This is a genomic window from Clostridium sp. MSTE9 (assembly GCF_000277625.1).
Classification (GTDB): Bacteria; Bacillota; Clostridia; order Oscillospirales; family Acutalibacteraceae; genus Faecalispora; species Faecalispora jeddahensis.
Map to the genome: position 1 here is coordinate 17,171 of NZ_AKFU01000026.1, position 26,630 is coordinate 43,800.

Annotated in this window: 25 protein-coding genes and 1 pseudogene; 9 read left to right on the plus strand and 17 right to left on the minus strand. The window is 45.4% G+C overall.

What is annotated here, in order from left to right; all coding sequences use genetic code 11:
- Positions 1 to 5: 5 nt before the first annotated feature.
- The 11 genes from HMPREF1141_RS05785 to HMPREF1141_RS05835 all read right to left on the minus strand — a co-directional run bounded on the left by HMPREF1141_RS05785 (position 6) and on the right by HMPREF1141_RS05835 (position 9,936).
- Entirely contained in the window at positions 6 to 341 is a 336-nt protein-coding gene (locus HMPREF1141_RS05785; RefSeq protein WP_009062107.1) for an IS630 transposase-related protein, read from the minus strand.
- A gap of 167 nt (positions 342 to 508) precedes the next feature.
- Complete coding sequence (locus HMPREF1141_RS05790; protein WP_035316613.1) at positions 509 to 802, minus strand: hypothetical protein; 294 nt, start codon at positions 800 to 802, stop codon at positions 509 to 511.
- 20 nt (positions 803 to 822) lie between these two features.
- Positions 823 to 2,742 carry an ATP-binding protein gene (locus HMPREF1141_RS05795; RefSeq protein WP_009062072.1) on the minus strand — a complete coding sequence of 640 codons (1,920 nt, stop codon included), beginning with the start codon at positions 2,740 to 2,742 and terminating at the stop codon, positions 823 to 825.
- Positions 2,743 to 3,777: 1,035 nt separating this feature from the next.
- Entirely contained in the window at positions 3,778 to 4,659 is an 882-nt protein-coding gene (locus HMPREF1141_RS05800) for a helicase-related protein (protein ID WP_035316614.1), read from the minus strand.
- Entirely contained in the window at positions 4,652 to 5,170 is a 519-nt protein-coding gene (locus tag HMPREF1141_RS05805; protein ID WP_035316615.1) for a DEAD/DEAH box helicase family protein, read from the minus strand. The genes HMPREF1141_RS05800 and HMPREF1141_RS05805 overlap by 8 nt, the downstream gene beginning before the upstream one ends.
- A 553-nt stretch (positions 5,171 to 5,723) precedes the next feature.
- Positions 5,724 to 6,227 carry a hypothetical protein gene (locus tag HMPREF1141_RS05810; RefSeq protein WP_035316616.1) on the minus strand — a complete coding sequence of 168 codons (504 nt, stop codon included), beginning with the start codon at positions 6,225 to 6,227 and terminating at the stop codon, positions 5,724 to 5,726.
- 54 nt (positions 6,228 to 6,281) lie between these two features.
- Entirely contained in the window at positions 6,282 to 6,611 is a 330-nt protein-coding gene (locus HMPREF1141_RS05815; protein ID WP_009062065.1) for a hypothetical protein, read from the minus strand.
- Positions 6,612 to 6,821: a hypothetical protein gene (locus HMPREF1141_RS05820; RefSeq protein ID WP_035316617.1), complete on the minus strand. Its 210-nt coding sequence runs from the start codon at positions 6,819 to 6,821 to the stop codon at positions 6,612 to 6,614. It abuts the gene before it with no gap.
- A 70-nt stretch (positions 6,822 to 6,891) separates the two neighbouring features.
- A complete protein-coding gene (locus HMPREF1141_RS05825) occupies positions 6,892 to 7,791 on the minus strand; it encodes a tyrosine-type recombinase/integrase (RefSeq protein WP_009062071.1) in 900 nt (299 codons plus the stop codon).
- A gap of 160 nt (positions 7,792 to 7,951) precedes the next feature.
- Positions 7,952 to 8,968 (minus strand): type I glyceraldehyde-3-phosphate dehydrogenase, encoded by a 1,017-nt coding sequence (gene gap, locus HMPREF1141_RS05830; protein ID WP_009062061.1) that lies wholly within the window; start codon positions 8,966 to 8,968, stop codon positions 7,952 to 7,954.
- A gap of 95 nt (positions 8,969 to 9,063) precedes the next feature.
- Positions 9,064 to 9,936, minus strand: a complete 873-nt coding sequence (locus HMPREF1141_RS05835; RefSeq protein ID WP_009062028.1) for a hypothetical protein — start codon at positions 9,934 to 9,936, stop codon at positions 9,064 to 9,066.
- A 143-nt stretch (positions 9,937 to 10,079) separates the two neighbouring features.
- Between HMPREF1141_RS05835 and spoIID the strand changes: the two genes are divergently transcribed.
- Positions 10,080 to 11,105 (plus strand): stage II sporulation protein D, encoded by a 1,026-nt coding sequence (spoIID, locus tag HMPREF1141_RS05840; RefSeq protein WP_009062091.1) that lies wholly within the window; start codon positions 10,080 to 10,082, stop codon positions 11,103 to 11,105.
- A gap of 201 nt (positions 11,106 to 11,306) precedes the next feature.
- Here spoIID and HMPREF1141_RS05845 read toward each other — a convergent pair whose 3' ends face one another.
- The 3 genes from HMPREF1141_RS05845 to HMPREF1141_RS05855 all read right to left on the minus strand — a co-directional run bounded on the left by HMPREF1141_RS05845 (position 11,307) and on the right by HMPREF1141_RS05855 (position 16,590).
- Positions 11,307 to 14,159 carry a cell motility protein gene (locus tag HMPREF1141_RS05845; protein WP_009062037.1) on the minus strand — a complete coding sequence of 951 codons (2,853 nt, stop codon included), beginning with the start codon at positions 14,157 to 14,159 and terminating at the stop codon, positions 11,307 to 11,309.
- A 322-nt stretch (positions 14,160 to 14,481) separates the two neighbouring features.
- Positions 14,482 to 16,188, minus strand: a complete 1,707-nt coding sequence (locus HMPREF1141_RS05850) for an MORN repeat protein (RefSeq protein ID WP_009062042.1) — start codon at positions 16,186 to 16,188, stop codon at positions 14,482 to 14,484.
- Between the two features lie 222 nt (positions 16,189 to 16,410).
- Positions 16,411 to 16,590, minus strand: coding sequence for a hypothetical protein (locus tag HMPREF1141_RS05855; protein ID WP_009062021.1), 180 nt, complete (start codon positions 16,588 to 16,590; stop codon positions 16,411 to 16,413).
- Between the two features lie 324 nt (positions 16,591 to 16,914).
- On the opposite strand from HMPREF1141_RS05855, the gene trmL reads away from it, so the two are divergent.
- From trmL to HMPREF1141_RS17305, 8 genes and pseudogenes are all read left to right on the plus strand, one after another.
- Positions 16,915 to 17,409, plus strand: coding sequence for a tRNA (uridine(34)/cytosine(34)/5-carboxymethylaminomethyluridine(34)-2'-O)-methyltransferase TrmL (gene trmL / locus HMPREF1141_RS05860; RefSeq protein WP_009062112.1), 495 nt, complete (start codon positions 16,915 to 16,917; stop codon positions 17,407 to 17,409).
- A gap of 263 nt (positions 17,410 to 17,672) precedes the next feature.
- On the plus strand, positions 17,673 to 18,869 hold the full coding sequence (gene pgk, locus HMPREF1141_RS05865; protein WP_009062109.1) for a phosphoglycerate kinase: 1,197 nt from the start codon (positions 17,673 to 17,675) through the stop codon (positions 18,867 to 18,869).
- Positions 18,870 to 18,974: 105 nt separating this feature from the next.
- Positions 18,975 to 19,745, plus strand: coding sequence for a triose-phosphate isomerase (gene tpiA / locus HMPREF1141_RS05870; RefSeq protein ID WP_009062049.1), 771 nt, complete (start codon positions 18,975 to 18,977; stop codon positions 19,743 to 19,745).
- Positions 19,746 to 19,774: 29 nt separating this feature from the next.
- Positions 19,775 to 21,289, plus strand: a complete 1,515-nt coding sequence (gene gpmI / locus HMPREF1141_RS05875) for a 2,3-bisphosphoglycerate-independent phosphoglycerate mutase (protein ID WP_009062026.1) — start codon at positions 19,775 to 19,777, stop codon at positions 21,287 to 21,289.
- Positions 21,290 to 21,478: 189 nt separating this feature from the next.
- Positions 21,479 to 22,561, plus strand: a complete 1,083-nt coding sequence (locus HMPREF1141_RS05880; protein WP_009062023.1) for a glycosyltransferase — start codon at positions 21,479 to 21,481, stop codon at positions 22,559 to 22,561.
- Between the two features lie 65 nt (positions 22,562 to 22,626).
- Positions 22,627 to 22,875 (plus strand): transposase, encoded by a 249-nt coding sequence (locus HMPREF1141_RS05885; RefSeq protein WP_035316620.1) that lies wholly within the window; start codon positions 22,627 to 22,629, stop codon positions 22,873 to 22,875.
- 118 nt (positions 22,876 to 22,993) lie between these two features.
- A pseudogene (locus HMPREF1141_RS05890) lies at positions 22,994 to 23,383 on the plus strand (transposase); the annotation flags it as partial.
- Positions 23,384 to 23,598: 215 nt separating this feature from the next.
- The gene (locus HMPREF1141_RS17305; RefSeq protein ID WP_009062097.1) at positions 23,599 to 23,751 is read left to right on the plus strand and encodes a hypothetical protein; all 153 of its coding nucleotides are present in this window, start codon (positions 23,599 to 23,601) and stop codon (positions 23,749 to 23,751) included.
- Between the two features lie 273 nt (positions 23,752 to 24,024).
- Here the strand turns inward: HMPREF1141_RS17305 and HMPREF1141_RS05895 are convergent, their stop codons facing one another.
- The 3 genes from HMPREF1141_RS05895 to rfbB are packed head-to-tail and all read right to left on the minus strand — an operon-like array spanning position 24,025 to position 26,623.
- Positions 24,025 to 24,768: an ABC transporter ATP-binding protein gene (locus HMPREF1141_RS05895; protein WP_009062033.1), complete on the minus strand. Its 744-nt coding sequence runs from the start codon at positions 24,766 to 24,768 to the stop codon at positions 24,025 to 24,027.
- An 11-nt stretch (positions 24,769 to 24,779) separates the two neighbouring features.
- Positions 24,780 to 25,550, minus strand: a complete 771-nt coding sequence (locus tag HMPREF1141_RS05900) for an ABC transporter permease (RefSeq protein ID WP_035316622.1) — start codon at positions 25,548 to 25,550, stop codon at positions 24,780 to 24,782.
- A gap of 23 nt (positions 25,551 to 25,573) precedes the next feature.
- Positions 25,574 to 26,623, minus strand: a complete 1,050-nt coding sequence (gene rfbB / locus HMPREF1141_RS05905) for a dTDP-glucose 4,6-dehydratase (protein ID WP_009062045.1) — start codon at positions 26,621 to 26,623, stop codon at positions 25,574 to 25,576.
- Positions 26,624 to 26,630: the final 7 nt, after the last annotated feature.

Consider the following 26,630-nt stretch of genomic DNA (forward strand, 5'->3'; position numbering starts at 1 on the left):
CTTCGCTAATCTCCTTGTAAAGGGTAGTTTTTTTTACGCGATATCTTCAATCGTCGAAGTGCCTTGAATACTGCAACATCTGAACAGCCAAACTCTTCTGCTATTTCTTTCAAATAAGCATCCGGATTCTGCTCCAGATATTTTAGGAGCTTTGCAGGCTCAATTTTGCGCCAAGTTTCCCTGCGCTTTTTAGGTCCTAATTTGCCGGTTTCTTTCAGCTGTGATTTCCACGCCTGCAGTGTGGATGCGCTTACTTTGAACACTTCGGCGGTTGCCCTTTTGCTGTGTCCCTCGTTCCAATAATCGATTGCTCGACGGCGGTATTTAATATCATAACTCATTCTTCTATTTTATCACATCTTGAGCCGGTTCTCAATTTAAATGACTATAAAACTGTGAATGAATTTTTTAATGTATTTTTATAGAAGTGTGTATTCTCTCTATAAAATCAGGTCTGAGTTTTGCTATGCTACGACATGATTCTATTCGGTTTAAACATAATTGCAATTTAGCGTTGCATGAGGGTAGTAACAAGATTTTCGAGTTCGTTGATATATGAAACAATATTAATATTTCTACCATTTCCACTGCGCAATGACTCTTCCCACTTAAACAAAAAATCTTCAATCTCATGAAAATCGGCTCTTTCCCACAATGGCGCAAGTGCAATTAAAGCGGCATCGAACGGTGCTGATTCAAAGTGGTCAGCATCAATATATCCACCCATACCAGCACGGTCACATGAAAAAACCTTTCTAACAATACTTTCCAATTCAATTGCATCACCATGATCGATTCTCATACTTATAAATCCTCCTATTTTTATTCGGAATCAACATCGATTTTCAATTGCTTTGTTTCCTTAAGTGCCTGTTCAACAATACTTTCTTGTCCTAATGCGTCATAATGCTCTTTCAGTCGATCTCTAAGCCTAAACAATTTTCTGCTTGCAGTATCAACTAATTGGCCATAAGTAACGGTATGGATTCTTCCACTTGATGTAATTTTTTCGGTATCTATATCTCCAAGTTTTGCGCCGACAACATATGCATCGATGGTCGCTGAGCTATGCAATACAGCAGACTTTCGGATTTGTCGAACATAATATTCCACTTGGTTTACTTCTTCATCAGAGATTTCAAATCCACCGCGCTTCACTTCTACAATCAAAATTTGGTCGGGTTTCATTATCTCGCCAGCATCCGGGTCTATTCTATCAGTGCATACTGCTTTTAACGAATATTGTTTAAGACAGATAATATCTGGTCTACGTTTTGGATTGCTTATTGCATCCAAGTCGTAATCTTCGTCTTTAAACAAGCCTTTAACAACGGTAGTTAATGTCGAATTTGATACAAACATTGGAGAATCAAACTGTGCACCAAACAACCATCTTGCATTAAGTATTAGTGGATGAAGTGTGTGTAGTTCTTCTGTTGTCTTGTCGTTATATATGCGCTGAATAGCCTCAATAACTACAATACGCTTATCAATTTCACCAATTACTGTCGCGATGTCATCGACATCCCATGTGCTTAATATGTCTGTTAGCTTATCAATTTGGTCTGGAGTCATTTGTCCTAATTGGCTAAGGAGCAATTCTCCCTTTTTGGCTTTTTCAATAGAAATCATTGCTTCTACAGCGCTGTGAAGGTAGTCTGGTGTAATTATCGGGTTCTCATCAGTTATTTTTTCAATAAATGCTGATATATTTCGCTGACCAGAAACATTCAAAGTTTCCAATTCATCCCTTACATCCCGTATGACATCCAGACGAACTTCGCTAAGATGGTCTTTCATCACTGTCTTGATAAATTCATCAACCTCAGATTTTATACAGCGATAAACACTTTCCATATTGGTTGAATTAACAAACCCACTCCAATCAGGGAGAACATCATCAATCAAATCATCAGATTTTATAATGATAGTATATCGTTTTGCTTCTTTTAACCTGCCGTCAAGAAAAGTTGTTTTCCCATATGTCCATGAAGGCTGTCCAACTAAACGACCAGAAATCCAAAATGCTATACCGTGTTGCTGTGATTTTGAAGCTGTTTTCTCCGAATCAATAACAGTCATTAATAGAGTTGCTTTCGTTGGTGTCGCGAATTCTTTTGAAAAAACAATACCTTTGTGTTGGGATAGATCAATGAATTCGCCATTAATTTTTATAACAAATTTTGGATCATATAAAAATCGTGCAGATAATATATCTGTCATTGCAATTGCATCTGGTAGGCGCCTGCTCACAAAGGCACTTATTTTTGTTCCATGTCCAAGTCTATCATTTGTAGTATGTTTAATTATTTTGAAAGGGGCATCACCTTGGGCTACAACTATATCGTATGTATTACATTTCCCACCTTTCCAAGTCTCAACAGTATAACTGTCTGAAAAACAGAGCATACCGTGACGTCCTATCCCATTTCGGCCATATGCAATTCTTTTTGAACTTTTAACATCCGCAGGAAAATCCACTTCTTTTCCTTGACGTTTCTGACGATCATAATTCAAAGTCATCCATCTATTATGGAACTCTTCATCCGTCATTCCTGTTCCATCATCCTCAACGACTATTTTTTCATGCTCTTCATATGGGATAGTGATATCAACATTGTGGGCACCTGCGTCCCAAGCATTGGCAACAAACTCTGTTAGCGCAATATCGCTATTGGAGGTAATAGATCTGTTGTTTCGAAAAATATAATTTTCTTCAAAAGAAACAATGCTGTTGTCCATTCTTTACCCCCTAAGCATAACTATGCGTACTATGACCCATTACTTAATTATTTTGAATTAATATGTCACATGCCATTCTATATTATGATAAAAAAGAAAAGGCATTTATTCTACCATTGCCTAATTGTACCAAATAATATCTTATTATTCAATAATAAACGTTCTAAATAACACTTTCTTATTGCTTTTCACTTTATTTTATAGGTACATATGGTTATCATAACAAAGTGAATCGCTATTTCATCTAATTTACAAATAAATCATAGCATGATTTGAGAAACAAGACAGGAGGGGTATATCGCATATCGTTGAAAAATTATTTATATGCAGATGCCCACCAGCTATAGGACGTAATCCATAAAACATGAATTGGTATTTTGTAAAAGCCCCGCATTTTTTCTTTCAGCTTAAGTTGACATAATTTATCGACAGATTTACAAACCTGTAGTTTGTTAAAATGTTTCCAAAATCAAGATAAAGCCGTAAAAGAAAATTGATTTGCTTTTCTTTGCATCGTAAAATTTTCCTACACTTTTCATGACTATAGGCACGATGAGTGACCATAGGAATCACTATCATTTTAAATAGGATTTTAATCACCGTCAATTCTGTTGCATATTAAGGAACTTCTTCACATTTTCATTATTACAGGATCAATACAACCTTACCAAATGGGCATGATTAATCTTCATATAGGTTTATAATTACGAAACTGTTCATTTCCAAAGAAATGTTAGGCGGCTTCGCCTTTCTTTCTTCGAAAGGTTAATCCGTAAATACAAAGACAAATCAATATATAATTTTCTTTATGGTTTCTCACGAAGTGAGCAAAAACATTTTTTTATAGACGAGACACTCCTGTGAGATAGACAATTTTCAATTTCATGTCAAGTCTTGGCGCACAATTATACCTATAAACTAAATATGTTTTTCCTTCTCCAAAGCTCATCCTTTGTATTATAAAGAGGAGCATCTAAAAATTAATTTTCAGAAATAAAACACTTATATATTTGTGCGCCACCGTGTGATCAAATTTTACTCGATCAACCAATATCTCATATCTCTATTCCCATTATCAGCGCTTTCTCTGCCGCTCACAATATGGAAGGGAATAGAATTAACAGATAAATAGGTATTTAATTGCTCTAAATCATTTATTAACCTATCGTCTTTTCGAATGTTGAATATTTTTACCAATTCTTCCTTCTCTTGTGAAAAAAGCCTTTTTCCCTTACGGTCTGATAAATATTCTTTTAAGACCTCATTTGGTGTCGCGGCATGAATTTTTACGATTTTCTTTTTAGGCATTTTAAGCATTTTTCTGATTTCATCCCAAAAGTATATTTCTTTACTTGCAATTTCTTTCAGGAAATTGAATCTGTCTAAAAAATGTACAAGTGCAGGTCTAATAATTTCATATCCATTTTCTAAGAAATAAGGCAATGACTTTGCTCGATTATATTTATCAGCAAAATCTTTGCGAGAAAAATTACCATGATCCAAATATACTTCATAATCTTTCTTCTGATCTTGATATTTTGACTGTTCAATATGTGCTGTATAGTTGTAGAAATACAATGTGATTTTGTCATTTTCATCACAAATTCTTTTTCTCCCAAGACACTGAACAAACTCTATTAAATCATCCATTTCTATAAATATATGCTTTAGACTTGTATCTTTAATATTCACTCCATTATCTAACACCTTAGTACAAAATAGAAACTTCTTGTCAAATTTTTCATTCTTAACAATTTGCTGAACAGGTGTAGATAATTCCCTCGTACTTTTATTTGAGAACTTAGTTTCTGAATCAACAAAATAAGAACAAGTCGAATATTTCTCATTCAAATTTTTAAGTCTTTCCTTATTGTTAGCAAAGACAATGGCTTTTTCACCATCTGGAATTTTATTCAATAACCAAATATGAATAATCAGATTTAATTATATATTCCTTTTTTATCCTATTTTCATAATCTTTTTTGATTAAATGTGGTGTAGCTGACAACATGACAATAACAGCTTTGCAATCCTCTAAAGCCTTTTGAATAACATCAGTATATCTGTTAAATGGACTATCTGAATAAATATAATGCGCTTCGTCCAAAACGACATAATCATATTCGTTTAACACGGGAACTATATCACCTTTTAACTCATATTGTAAATTATGCCGTCTATTATGATACTCCAATTTTTGATACATCAATGTATCAATCTTTTTCTCATTTATGGCTTCATCAACCTGTTCTTTCAATATTGTTCTATTGCAAATCAAAAGAATTTTCTTATTATTTTCTTCTGCATGCTGATAGAGTTGATTCGTTACAAAATAACTTTTGCCTTGTCCTGTTCCAGCATTTATCAAATAGATATTGCGGGGCTTCCATTTTTTATACTCATTCCCTATCTTATCTGCTACAGTCATTCAAATTACCCCTTTTGAATTAAGTTCATTTTCCGTATGCTTACTGTGTAAGCTCTACTATGTGTGCCTATTAAATTAATTTCTTTTATTTTTGGATTTTATGAATTAAAAACACATCTCTTCATAAACGATAAGATGTGTTCTGTATGACTTATTTGATGTTGTGCGCTTATTATATCACCAAAGCCCCAATTTGTCAAGTTCAACAAAAAAATATTATTATTTTATGAATTATTCATATTATAATATGAATATCATCTTTAATTTCGCCTTGTGAGCCGCTCCAGCGGCATAGAATGGTCACTATAATCTTTCCTCTCTACACCTCATTGATAGCTTGCAGGTGCTTGTAGGCAATACAGGGCCATAGGGCGCAAAGGGTTCAAAGGGTGTAAACCTAAAAAAGAAGAATTAGAATTGAAACAGCCTATTGTCATACAGAGCTATGCCGTAACGCCAAATGAGCCTTTTGACACGCTTTGTTTTTCTTTTATGGCAAAAAATTATACCGACTATAATTATAGTCGGTATAATTTCGAATAATTCATAATGCTTAACTCAAAAAATCATACATCAGTTTATCATCTACAAAACCAAGATACTTCGTATTGCTACCTTTTTCTACGGTCAGAAGTACAGAGTGATCTACATTTGCTAATTTAGACATTATTGCTATACCTTTATTTATTTCGGATACAGTAGAGATGGTATTGTCCCAATTTGATGCTTTTCGTATTAATTGTTTTTTGCTACTACTCCAATTTTCAACATTGTCAAAATATCCATTGTCATTTAATACGGTAGTAACCGTAACAACTAAAATCCTTTTACCATCTTGTTCTCTTACTTCGGTTACACAGTCCAAATCAGTTTTTGAAAACATAGCTTCAACGGTATCACACAATTCCTCATCAGTCATAACACTAACTTGACTAACAGAAGAACTTGCAATATTGCTGAAAACCGCACTGACATTTTCCTGAACTTGTTCACCACAGGCCGTAAAAGAGAATGCTGTTGAAATTACAAGTAGAATTGCCAAAAGAGCTTTTTTCATTTTTCATACCCCGCTTCGCTTCATATAAGATTTTGAACAGTCAGTTCAAAACAGTTAAGCCTTTTCCTCTTCTACGGCTGAAAGTCCTCCCGCTAAGGCTACCTCTGAATCGTCATCTTTAGGGCATATAATGAGCCACACAGAGATCAGCATGATTGCCCCAAGCGCCGCAGAGGAACCAAGAACCATAAAGCCAGTGAAATAAGTTCCGTTGATTATGTAGTTGTAAGCATCCCCTCCAACATACGCATATTTGTCCAAAGAAGAATAATGCTCGCTTTGATAATAGTTGTTCTTGTAATCAAAGCCTTTCCAGAAGCAGACAGCCGACGCCAACAACAAAATGCAAGAGAATGCCACAATCCCTTTTCTAATACCTTCCAATTACTTATCCTCCTCAATCGTTTCCTCTTTGATTTCTAAATTATTCAGCGCATATTCTATACACATTGAAATAATTTCGTTTCTTGAATGGCCAGATTTGCACGCAATGACTTCAAGCTTATCTATAATCAAATCTGACAGACGCAATGAAATCACTGACGATTGACTGGATATTGGGATTTTGGGATGAATGATAAATTTACCTTCCATTTGTATCACCATTTATACCATAGCACTACTGTTGTAACAATTACAGACTACGATTTGTAGTTTTACGACACTACAAATTCATAATAGTGCTGGTGTTTTTTGCAGTATCAAGAATATCTCTATCTCGAATCCCTTCCAAATATCGTTGTGTAATGGATATCGATTCATGCCCCATAATGCGGGACAGACTGTAAATATCAAGACCATTCTTCAATTGTTGTTGGCAAAATGTATGCCGTAATGTGTGGGGCGATATGCGAATATCACTTCTTACCTCTGCGTATTTACCTGCGTCCTTGACGATCTTTTCAACGATGCTCTTAGATAACTGATGCTTATAGCGGGATACAAAAACACTTTCAAACACATCTGATTCAAAGTAGTGGTTTCTGACTCGGCGGTATTTTTCCAGCCATTTTGACACAACCGCACTTTTCGGCACAATCCGTTCTTTATCTCCTTTGCCATGAATCAAAAGATAGTCGCTGTGAATATCGCTGTCTTTAAGCTGTATCAGTTCATTCAAGCGGATTCCCGTATCAAAGAACAGTATTAAAATTGTTATGTTACGGATGCTTTGAAAATCATTGCCATGATAACATCCCAGCATGCGACGAATCTCCTGTTTGTCAAAGGTACGAATCACTGTTTTAGGATGCTTCATGTTCTTGACTTTTTCAGTTACTAAAATTTTGGTATAGCCCTCATCCACGGCATACCTGAAAAACACCTTAAACGCCTTTAATAAGTCGTTAATATACCCGGGCTTGCATCCCGCTTCATACTTTAACATCATGAATGCCTTAATTTGATTTGTTTTTACGGCTTCTAATTCCGTCACCTGATACTCTTGTTTGAGGAATTCAATCAGATAGCAAATTTGTTTCTCGTAATTCTCGACTGTCTTTGCCGATAGCCTCCTGCACTCACAATTGAACCGAAACTCCTTTAATAACTCTTCTAACAACATAAAAAACCGCTCCTTTCAGATTAGACAACTAACCTAAAAAGGAACGGTTCTATTTTTGTATCGTTGTTTCAATTCAGCGGATTTTATCGCACCAGAAGAAACAAAACACAATCACCGATATTCTGTTGTAGTATCAGAATTTGGCTTAGCCATGCGGTTTTTATTTATGATCAACACTGAACATGTGGGAAATCAAATCCAGCACCTTGTTGCTGTAGCCCCACTCGTTGTCGTACCAGGAAACCAGCTTGACAAAGTTCGGGTTGAGCATGATGCCCGCTTCCGCATCGAAAATGGAGGTACGGGGATCGCCCAAGAAATCGGAGGAAACAACTGCATCCTCGGTATAGCCCAGAATGCCCTTCATCTCGTTTTCGGAGGCTTCCTTGATCGCCGTGCAGATCTCTTCGTATGTGGCGGATTTCTCCAAACGGCAGGTCAGGTCAACCACAGACACATCGAGGGTGGGAACGCGGAAGGACATACCGGTCAGGCGGCCCTTCAGCTCAGGGATCACCAGAGTCGCAGCCTTCGCCGCGCCCGTGGAAGAAGGAATGATATTTCCGGAAGCCGCTCTGCCGCCTCTCCAGTCTTTCGCGGAGGGACCGTCTACGGTCTTCTGGGTTGCTGTAGTGGAGTGAACCGTCGTCATCAGGCCCTCTGCAACGCCGAACTTATCGTTGATGACCTTCACCAGCGGAGCCAGGCAGTTGGTAGTGCAGGACGCGTTGGAAACAACCGTCATATCGGAGGTATAGACATCGAGGTTGACGCCGCACACAAAAGTGGGGGTATCATCTTTGGCAGGGGCGGAAATAACAACTTTCTTTGCGCCTGCAGCAATATGTGCCGAAGCCTTTTCTTTCGTCGCGAACACACCGGTGGATTCCACCACATACTCTGCGCCGTCAGCACCCCACGGAATATTTGCAGGGTCTTTCTCCGCGTGAACGTTGATCGCTTTGCCGTTTACCAGCAGCTTGCCATCCTGGGTACCGATTTCGCCCTCGAATCTGCCGTGCATCGTGTCATACTTTACCATATACACCATGTAATTCAGGTCGATAAAGGGATCGTTGATCCCGACGATCTCGAATACATCCGGCTGGGCAACCGCCGCACGGAAGACCAGACGGCCAATGCGGCCAAATCCGTTGATGCCAATTTTAATAGACATAGTACAACCTCCTAAAATCGATTTAAAGCTTTCCTTGTCTTTCCATTATTTTATATGATTTCTGGGAATATTACAAGACTTTGGGAAAAATTTAACTAATTAAAACTCTTTTTTTCATATCTGGCATCAGCATTCCCCGCACATGCCAATTTTACACTCAGCGCGAGCAAAAACAGTGCGACCACCAAATACAAAACGCTGCTCTCCATACTCATGGAGCAGAACGCTCCCCGACCCATAGCGTACATCAAAAGATTGGGCACCGTAACGGTCAGTGCCAGCAGACCATAGCACATACCGGCAGAAATCATCAGTCTGCGGCTGCGCAGGTCATCCACGCCCGCCCAAAATCGAGACTGGGCAAACAGGCATAGGAGCAAAAAGATCACCATAAACATGGAATACAGGCTCTCGATCGTGTTGACCACTTCGGTGTACCTGACAAACATCACCGTTAAATCGAGGCAGGACCACAGCGGCACGATCAGCGCGCTGGCCGGCAATGCGGTATAGGGATTTTTTCCCACGGCCAGGCCCCAGGTAAGCACCAGAAAATTGATGGCTGCCAGTGCCCCGAGCAGTGCCAGCGCCCCATAAAGACCCGGGTGCTGCACCCAGATCGGCAGCTGCTCCAGCGTGTCATCGTACCAGGTGTCGCGCCCGGCGGCAACCAGCATCAATTGGTGCAGCGAATAAATCAGCAGAGCGGCGCCGCTGAGTCCGCCGAAAATCACAGCCGGAAATCCGGACAAATCCCCAAAGGTAAATGAAATGGACTTTTCGCGGTGCGACAGCAGCAGAATCGCCGCACAGCCCAAAATCAGCGCAGCAGATACAATCCCCGCTGTTACGTTCCCATCCGTAAAAAATCCCGTTTTACTGTCTACAAAGTTCATCAGCTGATACAGGCGAACCGGTATCGCCAAAATACATGCGACCGCAAATACGATCCACATTCTCTTCATCATGCTTTCTGGCCCTTTCTCATCTTGTTCGGCGGTCGCGCAGCGATGTCCCCCGTTTTGGCAGTCTTTTAAACCTATGACCCATTTTATATCACGCATCCCGCAAAGTCAATACAAGTGACTGCTTTGCGGGGAAAGGAGCCCGTATGAAAGGAAAAACCGCATGGTGTATGATTTTATTCTTACTGCTGCTGCTGATCCCCCTAATCGCGCTGGGCGCAAAGATACCGGACAAAGAGTCCGGGCCTCCCGCGTCTTCTGCGGCGGAAAGCAGCCAGTCCGCACCGCAGTCTGCGACCGGCCCGCCACAAAGCACACAGACAGCCGCCGTTTTTAAGATACTGGATGAGCCTACCGGTGAGGTGCTGACCGTTGACGACAAAGAATTCCTTTACGGGGCTGTCGTAACAGAGATGTCTCCCGAGAGCCCGATCGAAGCCCTAAAGGCGCAGGCGGTAAGCGCCTACACCTATTATAGCCGCCTAAGAGCGCAGCAAAGAGAGAAACCGGACGCCTCTTTGAAAGGCGCAGATTTTTCGGCGGACATTTCCGGCTGGAAGCTCTACACCACTAAAGCAGAAATGCAGAAGCGCTGGGGCAGCAAATTCGATACCTACTACCAGACACTTGGAAAGGTCGCGGACGCGGTTTACGGGCAGACGTTGCAAGACGATGGTCAATTGATCTGCGCGACGTATTACGCCATCTCTTCCGGCAATACGGAAGCTGCCAAAGATATCTGGGGCGGCGATTACAGCTATCTGGTGCCGGTTGCAAGCCCCGGTGATCTATACGCGAGTGGTTACAGTACCACCGTCACGTTAGCCCCTCAGCAGGTGCAGCAGGCATCGCAGAAGCAATGGGGCATCTCTTTGAACGGCGACCCTTCCAAATGGTTTGGCAAGGCGGAACGAACAGCATCCGGCTCTGTAACGAATCAAACGCTTGGCGGCAAAACCGTGAAGGGCGGCGAGGTTCGCACGGCATTCGGCCTGCGCTCCGCGAATTACACAATCACTTATGCTAACGATAAATTTACTTTTTCTGTCAAAGGCTACGGCCATGGAGTGGGCATGAGCCAGGCCGGGGCGGAATATATGGCCCAGCATGGCTCCAACTACAAGCAAATCTTAGAATGGTATTATCCCGGCGCCAAGTTAGTTTCTGTCTGATAAACTCGATGAAACCTTACAAAACATAGATTGAAATACAATCCGCAAACAAAAAGGAAAGGGACACGGCAGTTGCCGTGTCCCTCATTTTGTCACGTTTCGCGCAGATACGCACAAAGCGGCGGTCTGGAAGATGAAGTCCAAACCGCCGCCACGCAAATACAGCTAACAGAAATTATTCAGTTCGTTATGAACCCTTAATTACTTCAGGGTGGAAACGTTGTTGCCCTTTACACCGACAGAAGCTGCGCCATTGGCGACAACAAACTTAACGGATACATGGGTGTTACCAACAGTAGCCACTACAAAAGCAGTGCCGGGGTTCTGAGCTGTTACTCTGTATACGCCGTTGCCACGGGGAGCGATGGAAACAACCTTACCATTTACGGTAACAACCGGAACAGCAGTTGTGCCGGTGGTGGAGAATTTCACATCGTACACTTTGCCAGGAGCAAAGGTGTAAGTGGTGGTATCAGCCTTCAGAGTGCCATTTACCTTAACTACGTTCACAGTCAGAGTAGCAGTAGCGCCGTTAGCATCAGTTGTGGTGATGGTAGCGGTACCCTCAGCAACACCCTTAACCTGGAACTTGTAGCCGCGGGGATCAGCAGCGTTGAACAGCTCAACAGTTGCGATCTGAGTATCGGAAGAAGCAGCGCTCATAACCGCGCCAGTGGAGGACTTCGCGATATACTGGTACACAGCGTTGGTTCCAACAGTAACCGGCTTAGTGGTATCCAGAGTTACAACGGAAGCAGGAACAGCAACAGCAGTTACATTGATGGAAGCGGTGAGAAGCTCTTCAACCTCATAGCCATCAGCATCAACAACAGTAGCTGTAATTTTGCCCTGGTTATCAACCGCACGGTCAGTGCTGTAGTCAACAGCCTTTACAGTAGCTACATTACCTTCGGTGGTTACGGTGATGTAATCATCATTTACGTCTACGTCCCACTCAATGGAGTAGCCAGCCGGCAGAGCGGTGCCGGTGGGATAGTTTGCAACAGTCAGGGTATCGGAATAGCCCTTTGCAATGGTCAGATCAGTCTTATCGAACTGTACACCAGCAAACTGGATAGACTTAATCACGTGCTTTTCGGTTGTGCTGGAAGCAGATTTTGTCTCCAAAGTATAACCGAGGGTGTTCAGGTCGGAACCATCGACCGCATCCTCATAAGAGGTGAAAGCAGTTGCGCCAACTACCAGACCATCAGTGATCACGAGAATTGTATCGCTGTCAATGCCGTCTTCAACAAACAGTTTGCCAGCCGGGAAGGCAAAGGTTCCTTCGCCGCTGATGCTCTCAACGTTAGCCTGGGCAACCGTAATCTTGGAATCCTCTTCCACATCAACGGTATTCGCAGTCAAAACGCCGCTGGTCAAAACAACTACGGATTCCTCTGACAGATTGACATCGTCATTCGTGTTAACCAAAGATTTAATGGTGCCTGTAAAATCTTCAAAGCTGATGTCATTGCTGTAATCACCATCAACTGTATTCAGCGTTACATTCTCGCCAGAAATCAGAATGGTGCTTTCGCCCTTGCTTGTTACTGCGCCCTTAATGGTAACAGTAGCATCGCTGCTCGCATCAATCGTAAGTGCATCAGCATCATCAGAATCAGCAGTTACCTTTCCACCGATTACGGTGTTGATATCATCATCATCCGCATCGATAGAAACCTTGTTACCAAATACATTGCCGGTGATCTCACCGCCAGTAATGGTAACCGTGGAAGGAGTGCTGTCACTGTCTTTCGCAGCGATTTCGGAAACCTTACCGCCGGAAATATTAACAGTAGTGGCCTTGTCTTTAATCAGACCAGTAGTACCGCCTTCTACTTCAACGATCGGAGCCTTCAGAGTGCCGGTGGTACCACCTTCTACACTGATGCTGGCTTTGGATTCGAGATTGCCCACAGAACCGCCCAAAACACTAATTTCTTTGTCAGCAACGATTGTATCATAGCTACCGACTACATTAATGTTGTTGTCGTCCTTATGCTCATTCCAGTCGTCCTTATCGTCCCAGTCAAGATTTGTGCTCTTAGGAGCAATATAGGTCTTACCAGAACGCTTGTTAATCTCCCATGCCTGAGTGGTGGCTGCCTTTTCACCTGTGGTAAGATCAATATCAGCGTTCCACTTCTTATCGACAGAAACGGTGACATCCTTCTTCTTCTCATTGGGAAGATCATTTTTATCGCCGAGCTTGATCTTCAAAACAGCCTTACCGGTATCCGCCAGATCAACATCATCCTTATCAGCGTCTCCTACAAAGCTTGTTTTCAGCTTAATAATGTTCGAAGTCGTCGCATCAACGGCAATAGAGTCTTTCTTAAAGATCTTATCCTTTTCCAAGCTGATCATGCCTTCAACGGCACTGCCAGCACTGAAATACCCTAATGTGTTAAGGTCGGCCTCCTCATAGTTCGCCAAAAGGTTATCCGCAGTAGCATCTGCAGCATATACCTTTTTGGTGGAATCCGCCTGAATGGCATTGTAGACACCAATATTGAGGTACTGCTCATTCACAGCAGCAGTTTTGACGTCGCCAGGCTTTTCAGCGCCAGTTCCTGTCAAACTGCTAGCACCTGCTTCACCAAGGAACAATTCATCGATTACATTCGTGTAAATGGTGATGTCCTTGTCAGCCTTTACGGTAACATCTTTGTCGTCACGCTCGCCGTCCGCTTCCCAGCGTACATTGATGACTTCTTTACCGGAAACATCAGATTTCACGGAAATGGTTTCATCATCAAACTTCAGCAGCTTATCGCCAGAAACGTGAGTAATTTTGACAACCTCTGCGCCACTGGTAGATTCCTTATCATAGGTTTCAACCGTGCCGGTACCAATGAAGTCTTCAATGTCAATGTACTTACTCGCTTTGTCCGGATCGCTGACCAGATAAATCTCATCGTCCCCGGAAATGGTAACAATACCGGTTTCGGTTCTGGTAGCAGCGGATGCAAAGTTCAGGGAAGAAAAGCTCGACACGATCATGGCGGAAGCCAGGATCAGTGACAAAACTTTGCTTTTGGTTTTGTTCATCCTTTTTAGTCCTCCTTAAAAATTTGTTTTGTTTGTGCGTATTTGCGTTGTGCTTATGAAACGTAAACATACATGGCAGCCCCAGGTTTCGCCCCCCGGGACAAGCGGAAATAACAAGGTTTCGTAAGAAACACACAGCCATACCGCTTATATGTTTAGTTGAATTATAAGGGATGCGGGACAGATTGTCAAGGACATTTTTGCCTTTTTTTGAAATTTTAACAACCCGCGAAGCCTTGGTACGCCTGGATTTCTCAGGATTTTCCTTGGTAAAATCAGTTATGTCCAATTCATAGACGAAATGTTAACAATTTATGAATTATTACATTTTTCTGTCTTTTTTCTTTCCATCGCTTTCTTGGGATTTTTCTGGTGAAAGCACACGCGCGGGCAGGCCGTCTTCATAATAGACCCCCGAAATAGGTTCGCCGTTTTGCCACCTGCCGGTAAACTCTATTTGCATTTGCCCGTTGGGCAGATAAGAGGTGCCAATTCCGTGGCGCGCTCCGTTTTGCCATTGGCCGGTATAGCAAATGCGGCCCTCGGCGTCAAACAGCGTGACGTCGCCGCTGGGAGTGCCGTTTTGCCACCGGGCGACCAGCAGGGTGCCGTCTTTGGTGCGGAAGCTGGCCCCCACGCCGTGGCGCCGGCCGTTTTCAATCGAACCCGCGTAGCAAACAGAGCCGTCCGGGCCAATCACCGCACCGGAACCGCTGGGGCGATCGTTCCGCCATGTGCCCGCGTAAAGGCTGCTGCCATCCGGTCGAAAGCCGACTCCGACTCCCTCCCGGCGATCGTTTCGCCATGCGCCCGCATAGCACAGCCGGCCTGTTTTATAATAGTAAGCGCCCAGGCCGTCACGCCGGCCGCGGGAATAGGTGCCCTCGTACGCGGTTTTGCCGTCTGGCATTTCCGTGCGGCCCCGGCCGTGGCGCAGACCATCCAGCAGCTCGCCGAAATAGCGGTAGCGCTCCGTCTGGCTGATGACGATCGACTGTACCGCGCGCGGGATTTCCTCAGCGGCTTCCGGCAGTACAGGATGCGTACCGGAATAAAAGCCCGGCGCGCGGATGGCGCCGTCTGCCCCACGCTTTGCCACCGTATAGCGGACAGGAGCGCACTCCTCGGGCTGTTCCGAAAACGGTTCGCAAACCGGTTCAGGAACATCCGGCTGGGTGGATTCTTTTTTTGGAAAATTCTGCATTTTTTCCGATTCGGCGCATAGATGCCCCCGGATCACACACAGATTCTCTTCCATTTTCTGAATCTGCTCCATTAAATCAGGAACCGTGATCTCCTGCGGCTGCGGTAAAATCAGAGGAGACTCTTCTTCCTCCACGCGCTCTTCTTTCTGTGCGGCCATCGGTTCGGGTGAAGGCTTGTCCGGTACAAACACGGGAATGGATGGAATCACGCCGCTGCTCAGACGATCCTGCAGCTCCGTACGCTGACGGTATTCCTCCTCCGTGCAATAGCAGAAATCGCCGTCCAGCCGCGCTGCGAGAATCTGCGGCTCGCCTGCTTCGGAATCGATCATCGCTTGCTCTGCTGTGCCCATTTGAATCGGGCAGGCACGCAGAACGGTTTTGATTTGCTCTCCGTTTTCTTGCCTGTGCGTCCACATCAGCTCGTCGGAATGCTCCGCTATCATGGAAAGAGACTCCTGCACTTCACTGTCGGGTGCATAATACTCCACACGCTGCAGGTGATGCTCCTTGTCGTATTCCATGCGGCTGCGCACGCCACCGTTTTCATTATAAAAAGAAAGGGCCCAGCCGCCCGGTATGGAACTTGCCTGTTCTGTCAGGCGGTGATCGCTGTGCTTCTCCCAGACAAAGCCGCCCGGAGAGACCGCATAGCGCACCTGCACCTGCATTCCGTCCTCATGGTCTGAAATACGCCCTTTCACCTTATGTACTTTGCCCTGGAAAAAATCGCGGCGCGCCTGAAACAACGCCCCATGCAGCGAAGTAAGGGCGCTGTATCCTTTCTTATAAATCGTCAGTATCTCCTGCTCCGAAACTCGCATGGCTCGAAATCCTCCCAAGGCTGGGCCGCCTGATCTGATATAAATCTGCGTTCTTTCTCCCACCCACGGCGGGAGCATCTTCTATTCAGTAGTTTATCTGATTCAAAAGTCTTTGGCAAGGGAATCGTGCCGGTTTTTTGCAGATTTTCCCTAAAACGAAAGCTGCCGTAAAACGGTGCGAAATTTCACATCCGTTTTACGGCAGCCGTGCCTGGGCCATGTTTATTTGAACATATACTCCATGTTGTCCAGCACACCATTCACTTTGCGCATCGCCTTGCCAGCGGTACGCTTGAGCTGACGGTTGCTTTTCATCGCTTTGCTGCTGACGCTGGCTACCGCCAGGCCGGCTACCAGCCCCGCACTTATGCCCTTTACAAATCCCTTTGTTTCGTTATACATATCGCATACCCTCCATATGGTGTAGATCATTTTCAGACCCGACATTATTTATTCCCTCCAGATTCCATAGATAATCAGAAAGATTATGGCAAAACCAATTTTCATACTTTATCTTTTCCGAATGATTTACAATTTATTGATCGGTTTTCTGCCCTGCTGTAAATCATTCGTTATCTCTCCGGCCCGCGGCAGAAGCGACACGGCTTTTCATTTTTTAACTGCAGATTTGCAATTTATAGATGGACTTTTTGCCCCGCTTGGATTATGATTGGTATGATAAACGACAATTATTCCCAAACTAAACTCGAAAGGATACCCCGAATCATGGCGACCCTGAACATTGTTATGGTAGAACCGGAAATTCCCCAGAATACAGGCAACGTGGCGCGCACCTGCGCCGCAACCGGAGCTACCCTGCATTTAGTGGGGCCGATGGGTTTTACCATCGACGATAAAAAACTCAAACGCGCCGGGCTGGATTACTGGCATTTGCTCGATATTCGTTACTATGCTACTTTGTCCGATTTTTTCAAACAAAATACCGGGGATTTTTTCTATTTTTCAACAAAGGCGCCGCGCACCCACACACAGGTTTCTTACCCGGACAACAGCTACCTGGTGTTTGGCAAAGAGACCGCCGGACTGCCGGAGGAACTGCTGCAGAAAAACCCTGATTCCGTCGTGCGTATCCCCATGCTGGAAGAGGCGCGCAGCCTGAACCTTTCCAACGCGGTGGCGATCGGCGTATACGAGGCGCTGCGTCAATGGGATTACCCCCGTTTGACCCGCATTGGTCACCCGCGCAGCTTTACATGGTAATTTTTTTCGCAAATCGAATTTATATCGATTCGCGCACTTGAAAAGACGGCAAAAATAGGATAAAATGGGATCGGATAATTAATAATTTAACAATATTGATTGGCAAATTCCATACAGCCGAATCAGAATCATTATAATAGCCAAGTTGCTTTGAAAGGACTCTATTAAAAACAACGATTTCTTCTCCCGCCCGCGGCGGGGAAAGAAATCAGCAATCTGCTGAAAAGCAAATCCATATATCATAACAATAAGGAGTGCAGCTTATGAACTATCTGAACAAAAAGAGTGTGGAAGATATTGATGTTGCGGGCAAACGCGTTTTGGTCCGCTGCGACTTTAACGTTCCTTTTGACGGTGAGGGAAACATTTCAGACCCCAAGCGCATCGATGAAGCGCTCAAAACCATCCGCTACCTGATCGATCATCACGCAAAGGTCATCCTCTGCTCTCACCTGGGCCGCCCGAAGGGTGAATTCAACCCCAAATACTCTTTGGCTCCCGTGGCGGAATACCTTTCGAAGGTGCTCGGCCAGCCCGTGCAGATGGCGAAGGACGTGATCGGCGACAGCGCCAAAGCGATTTGTGCCTCTTTAAAGGAAGGCGAAGTCGCTCTTCTGGAAAACGTGCGCTTCCATAAAGAAGAAGAAAAAAATGATCCGGAATTCTCGAAGGCGCTGGCCTCTCTGGCAGAGATCTACGTCAACGACGCGTTCGGTACCGCGCACCGCGCACACGCTTCCACCGCAGGCGTGGCAGCTTACCTGCCTGCCGTATGCGGCTATTTGATTCAGAAGGAAATCACCGTCATGGGCAACGCTCTGGCGAACCCGAAGCGCCCCTTTATTGCGATTCTGGGCGGCGCGAAGGTTTCGGATAAAATCGGCGTGATCAGCAACCTGCTGGACAAGGTGGATACACTGATCATCGGCGGCGGCATGGCCTACACCTTCATGAAAGCACTGGGTTATTCCATCGGCACCTCCATCTGCGAGGACGACAAGCTGGACCTTGCACAGGAAATGATGGCAAAGGCCAAGGAAAAGAATGTAAAATTCCTGATTCCGCTGGATAACGTGGTTGCCGACAAATACGACGAAAACGCGAACCATCATGTCGCCGATTCCGACCAGATTCCGGACGGCTGGATGGGCCTTGACATTGGGCCGAAAACGCAGGAGCTGTTCACCTCTGCCCTGAAGGGTGCGGGAACGGTTGTATGGAACGGGCCGATGGGCGTCAGCGAATGGAAAAACTTTGCGGCCGGTACAGTGGCGGTGGCGAAAGCCGTTGCCGAAAGCGGCGCGGTTTCCATCATCGGCGGCGGCGATTCCGCAGCGGCCGTGGAGCAGCTTGGCTTTGCGGATAAAATGACTCATATCTCCACCGGCGGCGGCGCGTCTCTGGAATTTCTGGAGGGCCTGGAACTGCCCGGCATTGCCTGCCTGAACGATAAAAACTGAGGATGTGAAAGGGCAGGCGGAAGTCTGCCCTTTTTTTGACCGGGGCTTCCCCATCTTTCCATTTCTGGGGATCGTCCCAGTACCGATAGAAAGGAAGAAAATCCTATGAATAAAGAATTGAGAAAAGCTGTTATTGCCGGCAACTGGAAGATGAATAAAAATCCCGAGGAAACCAAAGCGCTGCTGGCTGAGGTTGCCCCGCTGGTCAAGGACGCAGCGTGCGAGGTCGTCGCCTGCGTTCCGTTTATCGATCTTCCCGCGGCAGTCGAAGCCGCGAAAGGCACAAACATCAAAATCGGTGCGCAGAACTGCCACTGGGAAGAAAGCGGCGCCTTTACCGGAGAGATCGCAGCGAACATGCTTACCTTCATCGGCGTTTCTTATGTCATCATCGGGCACAGCGAGCGCCGCACCTATTTCGGCGAAACCGACCAGACCGTCAATCAAAGAATCCGCGCCGCGCTTGATGCCGGACTTTCTGTGATCCTGTGCGTCGGCGAAACACTTGAGCAGCGCGAGCAGGGCATCACGGAGGAATTGGTCGCACTCCAGACAAAAATCGCTTTGCTGGGCGTAACGAAGGAAGAGCTCACCCGCGTCATCATTGCTTACGAACCCATCTGGGCCATCGGCACAGGCCGTACCGCTACCTCCGCGCAGGCGGGAGAGGTCTGTAGGGCCATCCGCAGCGTGATCGCCGCGCTCTACGACAAACAGACAGCCGACGCCTTCACCATTCAGTACGGCGGTTCCATGAACGCCAAAAACGCCGCGGAGCTGCTGGCGCAGGGCGACGTGGACGGCGGCCTGATCGGCGGCGCTTCGCTGAAAGCCGCGGACTTTGCGGAAATTGTCCGCGCGGCTTCTGAGGGCTGACCCCAACTGTATCGCAAAGGAGAACTGTTATGAAAAAACCTCTGATCTTAATGATTTTGGACGGCTTTGGCATCGCTCCCGAATATGGCAACGCCATCATGGCCGCCAAAAAACCGAATCTGGACCGTCTCTTCCGCGAAAATCCCCTCACCCAGATCGGCGCCTCGGGCCTGAATGTCGGCCTGCCAAACGGGCAGATGGGTAATTCCGAGGTTGGCCATACCAACATCGGCGCGGGACGCATCGTTTATCAGGAACTGACCCGCATCACAAAGGAAATCGAGGACGGCGATTTTTATAAGAATCCTGCTCTCATCAAGGCAGTGGCGGCCGCGAAAGCCAAGGGTACGGCGCTGCACCTGATCGGCCTGCTCTCTGACGGCGGCGTGCACAGCCACAATGGCCATCTGTACGCGCTTCTCGAAATGGCAAAGCAGAATGGTCTTTCCAAAGTATACGTTCACGCGCTGCTGGACGGCCGCGATGTTCCCCCTTCCTCCGGCAAAGGATTTGTGGAGGATTGCCTTGCGAAAATGCGGGAAATCGGCGTGGGCGAAATCGCAACAGTGGCCGGGCGCTACTATGCGATGGACCGCGACAACCGCTGGGAGCGTGTCTCCAAAGCGTACAACGCGATGGTGCTGGGCGAAGGCGTGCAGAATCCCGATCCTGTGGCCGCTGTTGCGAAGTCGTATGAGGATGGCGTGACCGACGAATTTGTCGTGCCGGTCGTCTGCGGGCCTGAAGGCCGGATTTCCGCCGACGATTCCGTGATTTTCTTCAATTTCCGCCCCGACCGTGCCAGAGAACTGACCCGCGCGTTTGTCGACCCCGATTTTACCGGCTTTGAGCGCGCCAAGAGCTTCTTCCCGCTGACCTACGTCTGCATGACGCAATATGATGCGACCATGCCGAACGTGGACGTCGCGTTCCATCCTCAGAGCCTGAAGAACACGCTGGGGGAATACCTTTCGAATCTGGGCATGACCCAGCTGCGCATTGCCGAAACAGAAAAATACGCGCATGTAACCTTCTTCTTTAACGGCGGCGTAGAAACAGTATATCCTGGCGAGGACCGTGTACTGATTCATTCCCCGAAGGTTGCCACCTATGATCTGCAGCCTGAAATGAGCGCATACGCCGTGACCGACGCTCTGGTAGAGAAAATCGACAGCGGCATGTACGATGTGATTATTCTCAACTACGCCAACTGCGACATGGTAGGACATACCGGAATATTCGATGCAGCCAAAGCCGCGGTAGAGGCCGTTGATACCTGCGTCGGCCGCGTGATCGACGCGATCGAGCGCATGCACGGTACCGCGATCATCACCGCGGACCACGGCAACGCTGAAAAGATGTACGAAGAGGACAGTTCACCCTTTACCGCTCACACCACAAATCCTGTTCCGTTCTGCATTGTCGGCTATCCGTGCAAGCTGCGCGAAAACGGCAAGCTCGCCGATATTGCTCCCACTATGCTCAAAATTCTCGGCCTGCCGCAGCCGGCCGAAATGACGGGTGAAAGCATTATTGTGGACTAACCTAATATTCCGAATAAAAATCAGGGAGGATGCCGATCGGCATCCTCCCCTTCCTGTTATTCCATATTGTTTTGCCAGATCAAGTTGTAATTTTCTAATCCATCCAGCCGCTGACTCTGCATGATGCAATTGCGTTTTCGCCGAGAAAACGATACAATAAAAAGGAATGAAAAACAGGAGGAAGATCCATTGAGGAAAATTCTATACTGTGCATCTACTTTATCTCATATTCAAAATTTTCACTTACCCTATCTGAAAGCATTTCACGACCAGGGCTACGAAGTCTGGGTCGCAGCCAATGAAGAGGGTTCCATTCCTTATGCTGATCACGTTGTTGCCTTACCGTTTGCCAAAAGCCTACTCAGTCTTCAAAATGTAGAAGCGATCTTCCTGGCAAGAAAGCTTTTAAAGGAACAACACTTTGAGTTTGTCAGCACCCATACAGCACTCGCCAGCGCTGTGGTACGGGCAGCAATTTCACTGCTGCGAAATCGGTCAAAGGTTTTCTGTACGATACATGGCTACTTATTCAATGAAAATGACGGACTCAAAAAATGGGTCTATCTTTTACCGGAAAAAATCTGTGCACATGTCACCGATGTCCTTATGGTAATGAATCAAGAGGATTATGAAATCGCGCAGAACCATCACCTCTATAAAGAATATCTTCATTTTATTCATGGCATTGGATTTGATTCCTCCCGATTTCAGCCCATGTCTATCGAAAAAAGAATTGCAGGGCGCCAAGCACTCGGATTTGGTGAAAAGGACTTTCTATTCATCTACGCCGCTGAATTTTCTAAACGAAAAAATCAAGAGTGTCTAATCCGTGCTTTTGCGAAAGCCGTTCCTTATGCTCCTAATGCACATTTACTATTAGCAGGTACTGGCACACTGCTTAAGCAATGTATTGAACTGACTAAGGAACTCTATATGGAAGATCGAATTCATTTTCTTGGTCACGTACAGAACATGGAGAATCTTTATCCGTTGTGTGATGCTGCCGTTTCTTCCAGTAAAATAGAAGGTTTACCTTTCAATGTTATGGAAGCAATGGCTTGTGGACTGCCAGTACTTATTAGCGATATCAAAGGTCACAGGGATTTGGTTGAAAACAAAAAAGAGTTTCTATTTCGCACTGAACAGGAACTCACCGAAAAAATTATTCATTATACTTTAGATTCTGAAGCCTTGCATTTCTGGAAATATGCTCCCCAAAAATACAATTTAAATTCCGTCAAAAAACAAATTATTGAAATTTATAATAGTTAGAACCAGTACTCAATAAATGCCCAAAACTTCCGATATAATCAACAGGAATATATCGGAGGTGCAAGATGGGGTATCCAAGTGACTTAACAGACAGCCAACGGGAAAAAATCCGTAGCTTCTTTGAAGGTGAAAACCGAGGGAAACATCTGTGTAAGCACAGTAAACGCGAGTTGATGAATGGCGTTTTATATGTGGTGAAAACCGGATGTCAATGGCGGCAACTTCCTCACGATTTTCCTCCATACACGACCGTCTGGAATTTTTACCGACGTGCCCGCATTAAGGGCTTATGGGATGAAATACTGGCCGAATAAAAGCATCTCGTGTTTCTGCCAGCCGGAGCGAAACGCCAGGCTACGCCTTGATTGATTCTCAAAGCATGAAAACGACCGGGGCCGCCGATGAACGTGGCATTGACGGAGGAAAAAAACGAAAGGGCGAAAGCGGCACATCGTAACGGATATTATGGGACATTTGCTTGCCGTGGTTGTTCATGCCGCCAATGTTCATGACACTGTTGCGGGAGGCAAGGTGCTAAGGAAGGCTCTTGAAAGCCATCCGACCCTTAAAGGTGTATGCGCCGATGCGGGATACCGCAAAACGTTCGTTGCCGCGGTGTCTGAGTTTGGCCTGAAGATCGATATTTCTGACCGAATCAAGCCGAATGAGTGGCAGATCCTTCCGAAACGTTGGCGGGTTGAACGTACTTTCGGTTGGATGAGCCATTCCCGCAGGCTCTCAAAAGATTACGAAATACGAACTCTTTCCGCTGCCGCTATAGTCATCCTTTCTCATATTTCTATTTTATTGAAACGCTTTTGAGTACGGGTTCTTAGAACGTGCGGTCGATGTGCCGCTTCCCCTTGCGCCTCCCACATGGACGGACAGCAAGCAACGCCAGCGGGAAGCGCTGAAAAAGCTCGCACAGGGCACAGGCTACAGAGCGAGCAGGAGCAGGAATATGTGCCGCATTTGTGGTAAAGTGGCATATGCTGCGCAACTATTCGGAAGAGTCTGGATGAAAGGGTGCGAGCTTATTGAAAATTGAGATTGACCGTCAGAATAAAATCGTTGAAATATGGCTGACAAATCAGAAGCAGCAGAACGCGGCGGTTATGGAAAGCATTACCGATTACTACCGTCAATATCAGGCTAAAAATAAATACAAGGTGGCTGTTTCTTTCAGGTAAGCCGAAACTGAGATGCCTGACTGGGGAGCTGCTGCTACACAACAGAAGGGTAGCGACTAAAGCGGAGCTTGCGCGGAAGGAAAATCAGAAAAGCGGCATGACAATGAGTGCTCCCGGATACATAGAGAATGAATGAATTTACTATTTGGTGGTTCGCCATAACAGCCTACTTTTGCTATTGTATATTTTAAATAATAGGGGAAATAGGCTACGCTTTTTAAGGTGTACGAAAAATTGCTTCAAACGAATATCCGGATGTGGTCGAAAGGTTTTTCACAATTTTAAATTCCCATCTAAAAAGCTTTGATAACGGTCACAGATGGGGGTGGTTTCCCCAAAGGCAATTTGTTTTCCCTTATGCAACCACAATACTTTATTGCACAGTTCTTGAACCTGTTGTAGCGAATGCGAAACCAAAATGGTTGTCGCACCACCACCAATAATCTCCCTCATCTTTGCTTCACTCTTTTTGCGAAAAGCACCGTCTCCAACCGAAAGCACCTCATCCAGAATAAGAATATCTGGCTTCACCATTGAAGCAATAGAAAACGCTAAACGAGATTTCATGCCAGAGGATAGCTGCTTAAAGGGACGATCCTCATATTCCTCAAGTTCTGAAAACGCGAGAATGTCCCTATAGGTTTCATCCATAAACTTGCGGGTATAGCCGAGCATTGCGCCACGCAGATAGGCGTTTTCTTTAACGGTCAGGTCCCCATCAAAACCGCTGGCCAGCTCAAGTAGCGCGGCAATAGTGCCCTCGCGCCTAACTCTACCCTGTGTCGGCTCCATAATTCCGGAAATTGCCTTAAGCAATGTGGATTTACCCGCGCCGTTTGTCCCAATGATGCCCAGCATATCGCCACGCTCAATAGAAAAGCTTACGCCATCCACCGCCCAAAATTCCTTAACGGTATAATTGTGTTTAAGCTTGCGCATGACAAATTCTTTAAGGCCGATTTCTTTAAAATCGCCGGTAATATACCGAATGGCGACATCGTTTAATTCTAAAATCATACGGTGCCTCCTCAGACATAGTACAAAAATTTGTGGTTGTACTTTTTGTACATCCAGCAGCCGATACCCAGCATCAACAGTGCATAAAAGGCGCAAAGTAGATGAAAACTCACTTCAGGAATATCATTTTCAATAACAATTTTACGAAAATAGCGAATATAGACATAAACCGGATTGGCGTAAAAAAGATACTGAACCTTGAGCGTGTACGCTTCTATATTGTAGAAAATAGCCGAAAGATACATCAGCAACATAGTGAAGACGCTATAAAGATATTCAATGTCACGAAAAAAAACATAAAACGCAGATAAGACCATGCCGACACCGATATTAAAGAGTGTCAGACAGACAATCGGGTAAATCAGCAACAAAAAGGACCACCGGAACGGCAGTCCCGGATCAAAGGCAACAAACAGTAAAAACACAACTAATGTCAACAAAAAATTAATAAAGGCCTGTACGTTTCTTGAAAGCAGGAACATATATTTAGGTACGTCTACCTTTGTAAAAATAACGGCATTGGCCATCAAAGAGCGCATGCCGCCAGTCGTAGCATCATTAAAGTAAGAATATATCAGATTCCCGCAAAAAACATAAATTACATAATGTGGGGTACTACGCCCGAAAAACTGCGTAAAAACTGCAGCTATTACCGCGAGCGTCAACAGTGGTGAAATGATGCTCCACAACATGCCGAGTACCGTCCGTTTATATTTCTTTTTAAAATCGCGTTTGACCAGTTCTTCAAATAAGAAATGGTGTCTAATTAACTTTTGTATCATTGATTATCCTCGCATTTTCGCTATTATCGATACATTTTTTCATAATAGCCCAAATAATCGCCCGAGGTTACATGAGCCATCCAATCGACATGACTGAAATACCAGTCAATTGTTTGAGCAATTCCAGTATCAAAGGTGTAACTTGGCGACCAACCTAATTCGGTCGTAATTTTGGTATTGTCAATAGCATAACGCCGGTCATGGCCTGGCCGATCCTGAACATGTTCAATCAGCGATTCTTCCTTACCCATGCTCGCTAGAATGAGACGAACAATCTCAATGTTGGCTCGCTCATTGTTTCCCCCGACATTATATACCTCGCCTATATTCCCTTTACGTAACACCGTATCGATAGCACTGCAATGATCTTTGACGTACAACCAGTCACGTATCTGCATACCGTCGCCGTAAACCGGTAGGGCTCGATTTTGGGTACAATTATGAATCATCAGCGGAATCAGTTTTTCAGGAAACTGATAAGGGCCATAGTTATTCGAGCAGCGGGTGATATTCACCGGCATGCCATAGGTTTCGTGGTAGGCCCGTACAATCATATCGGCCGACGCCTTAGACGCCGAATAAGGACTGTTGGGCGCCAGCGGCGTCGTCTCGGCAAAAAAACCCGTCTTGCCCAGCGTACCGTAGACCTCATCGGTTGAAACCTGTAAAAAGCGTACACCCTGCCGGTATGTGCGGCAATATTTGTTATTGGGCTCATCACTCCAACAGTGCTTAGCAGCATCAAGCAGCGTTTGAGTACCGATAATATTAGTGGTCAAAAACAGCTCCGGCTCGGTGATGCTGCGGTCAACATGGCTTTCAGCCGCAAAGTTAACAACCGTATCAAACCCATATTCCGCAAAAAGCTTGTCCACCAGCACCCGGTCACGGACATCGCCTTTGACGAAGGTATAGCGGGTATTCCCCGCAACTGAGGCTAAGTTCTCAAGATTACCCGCATAGGTCAGCGCGTCGAGGTTGACCAAGCGAACATGTTGATGCTTATCCAGCATGTAGTGAATAAAGTTGGAACCTATAAACCCGGCTCCGCCGGTAATAAGGACAGACTTCAATTTTCAG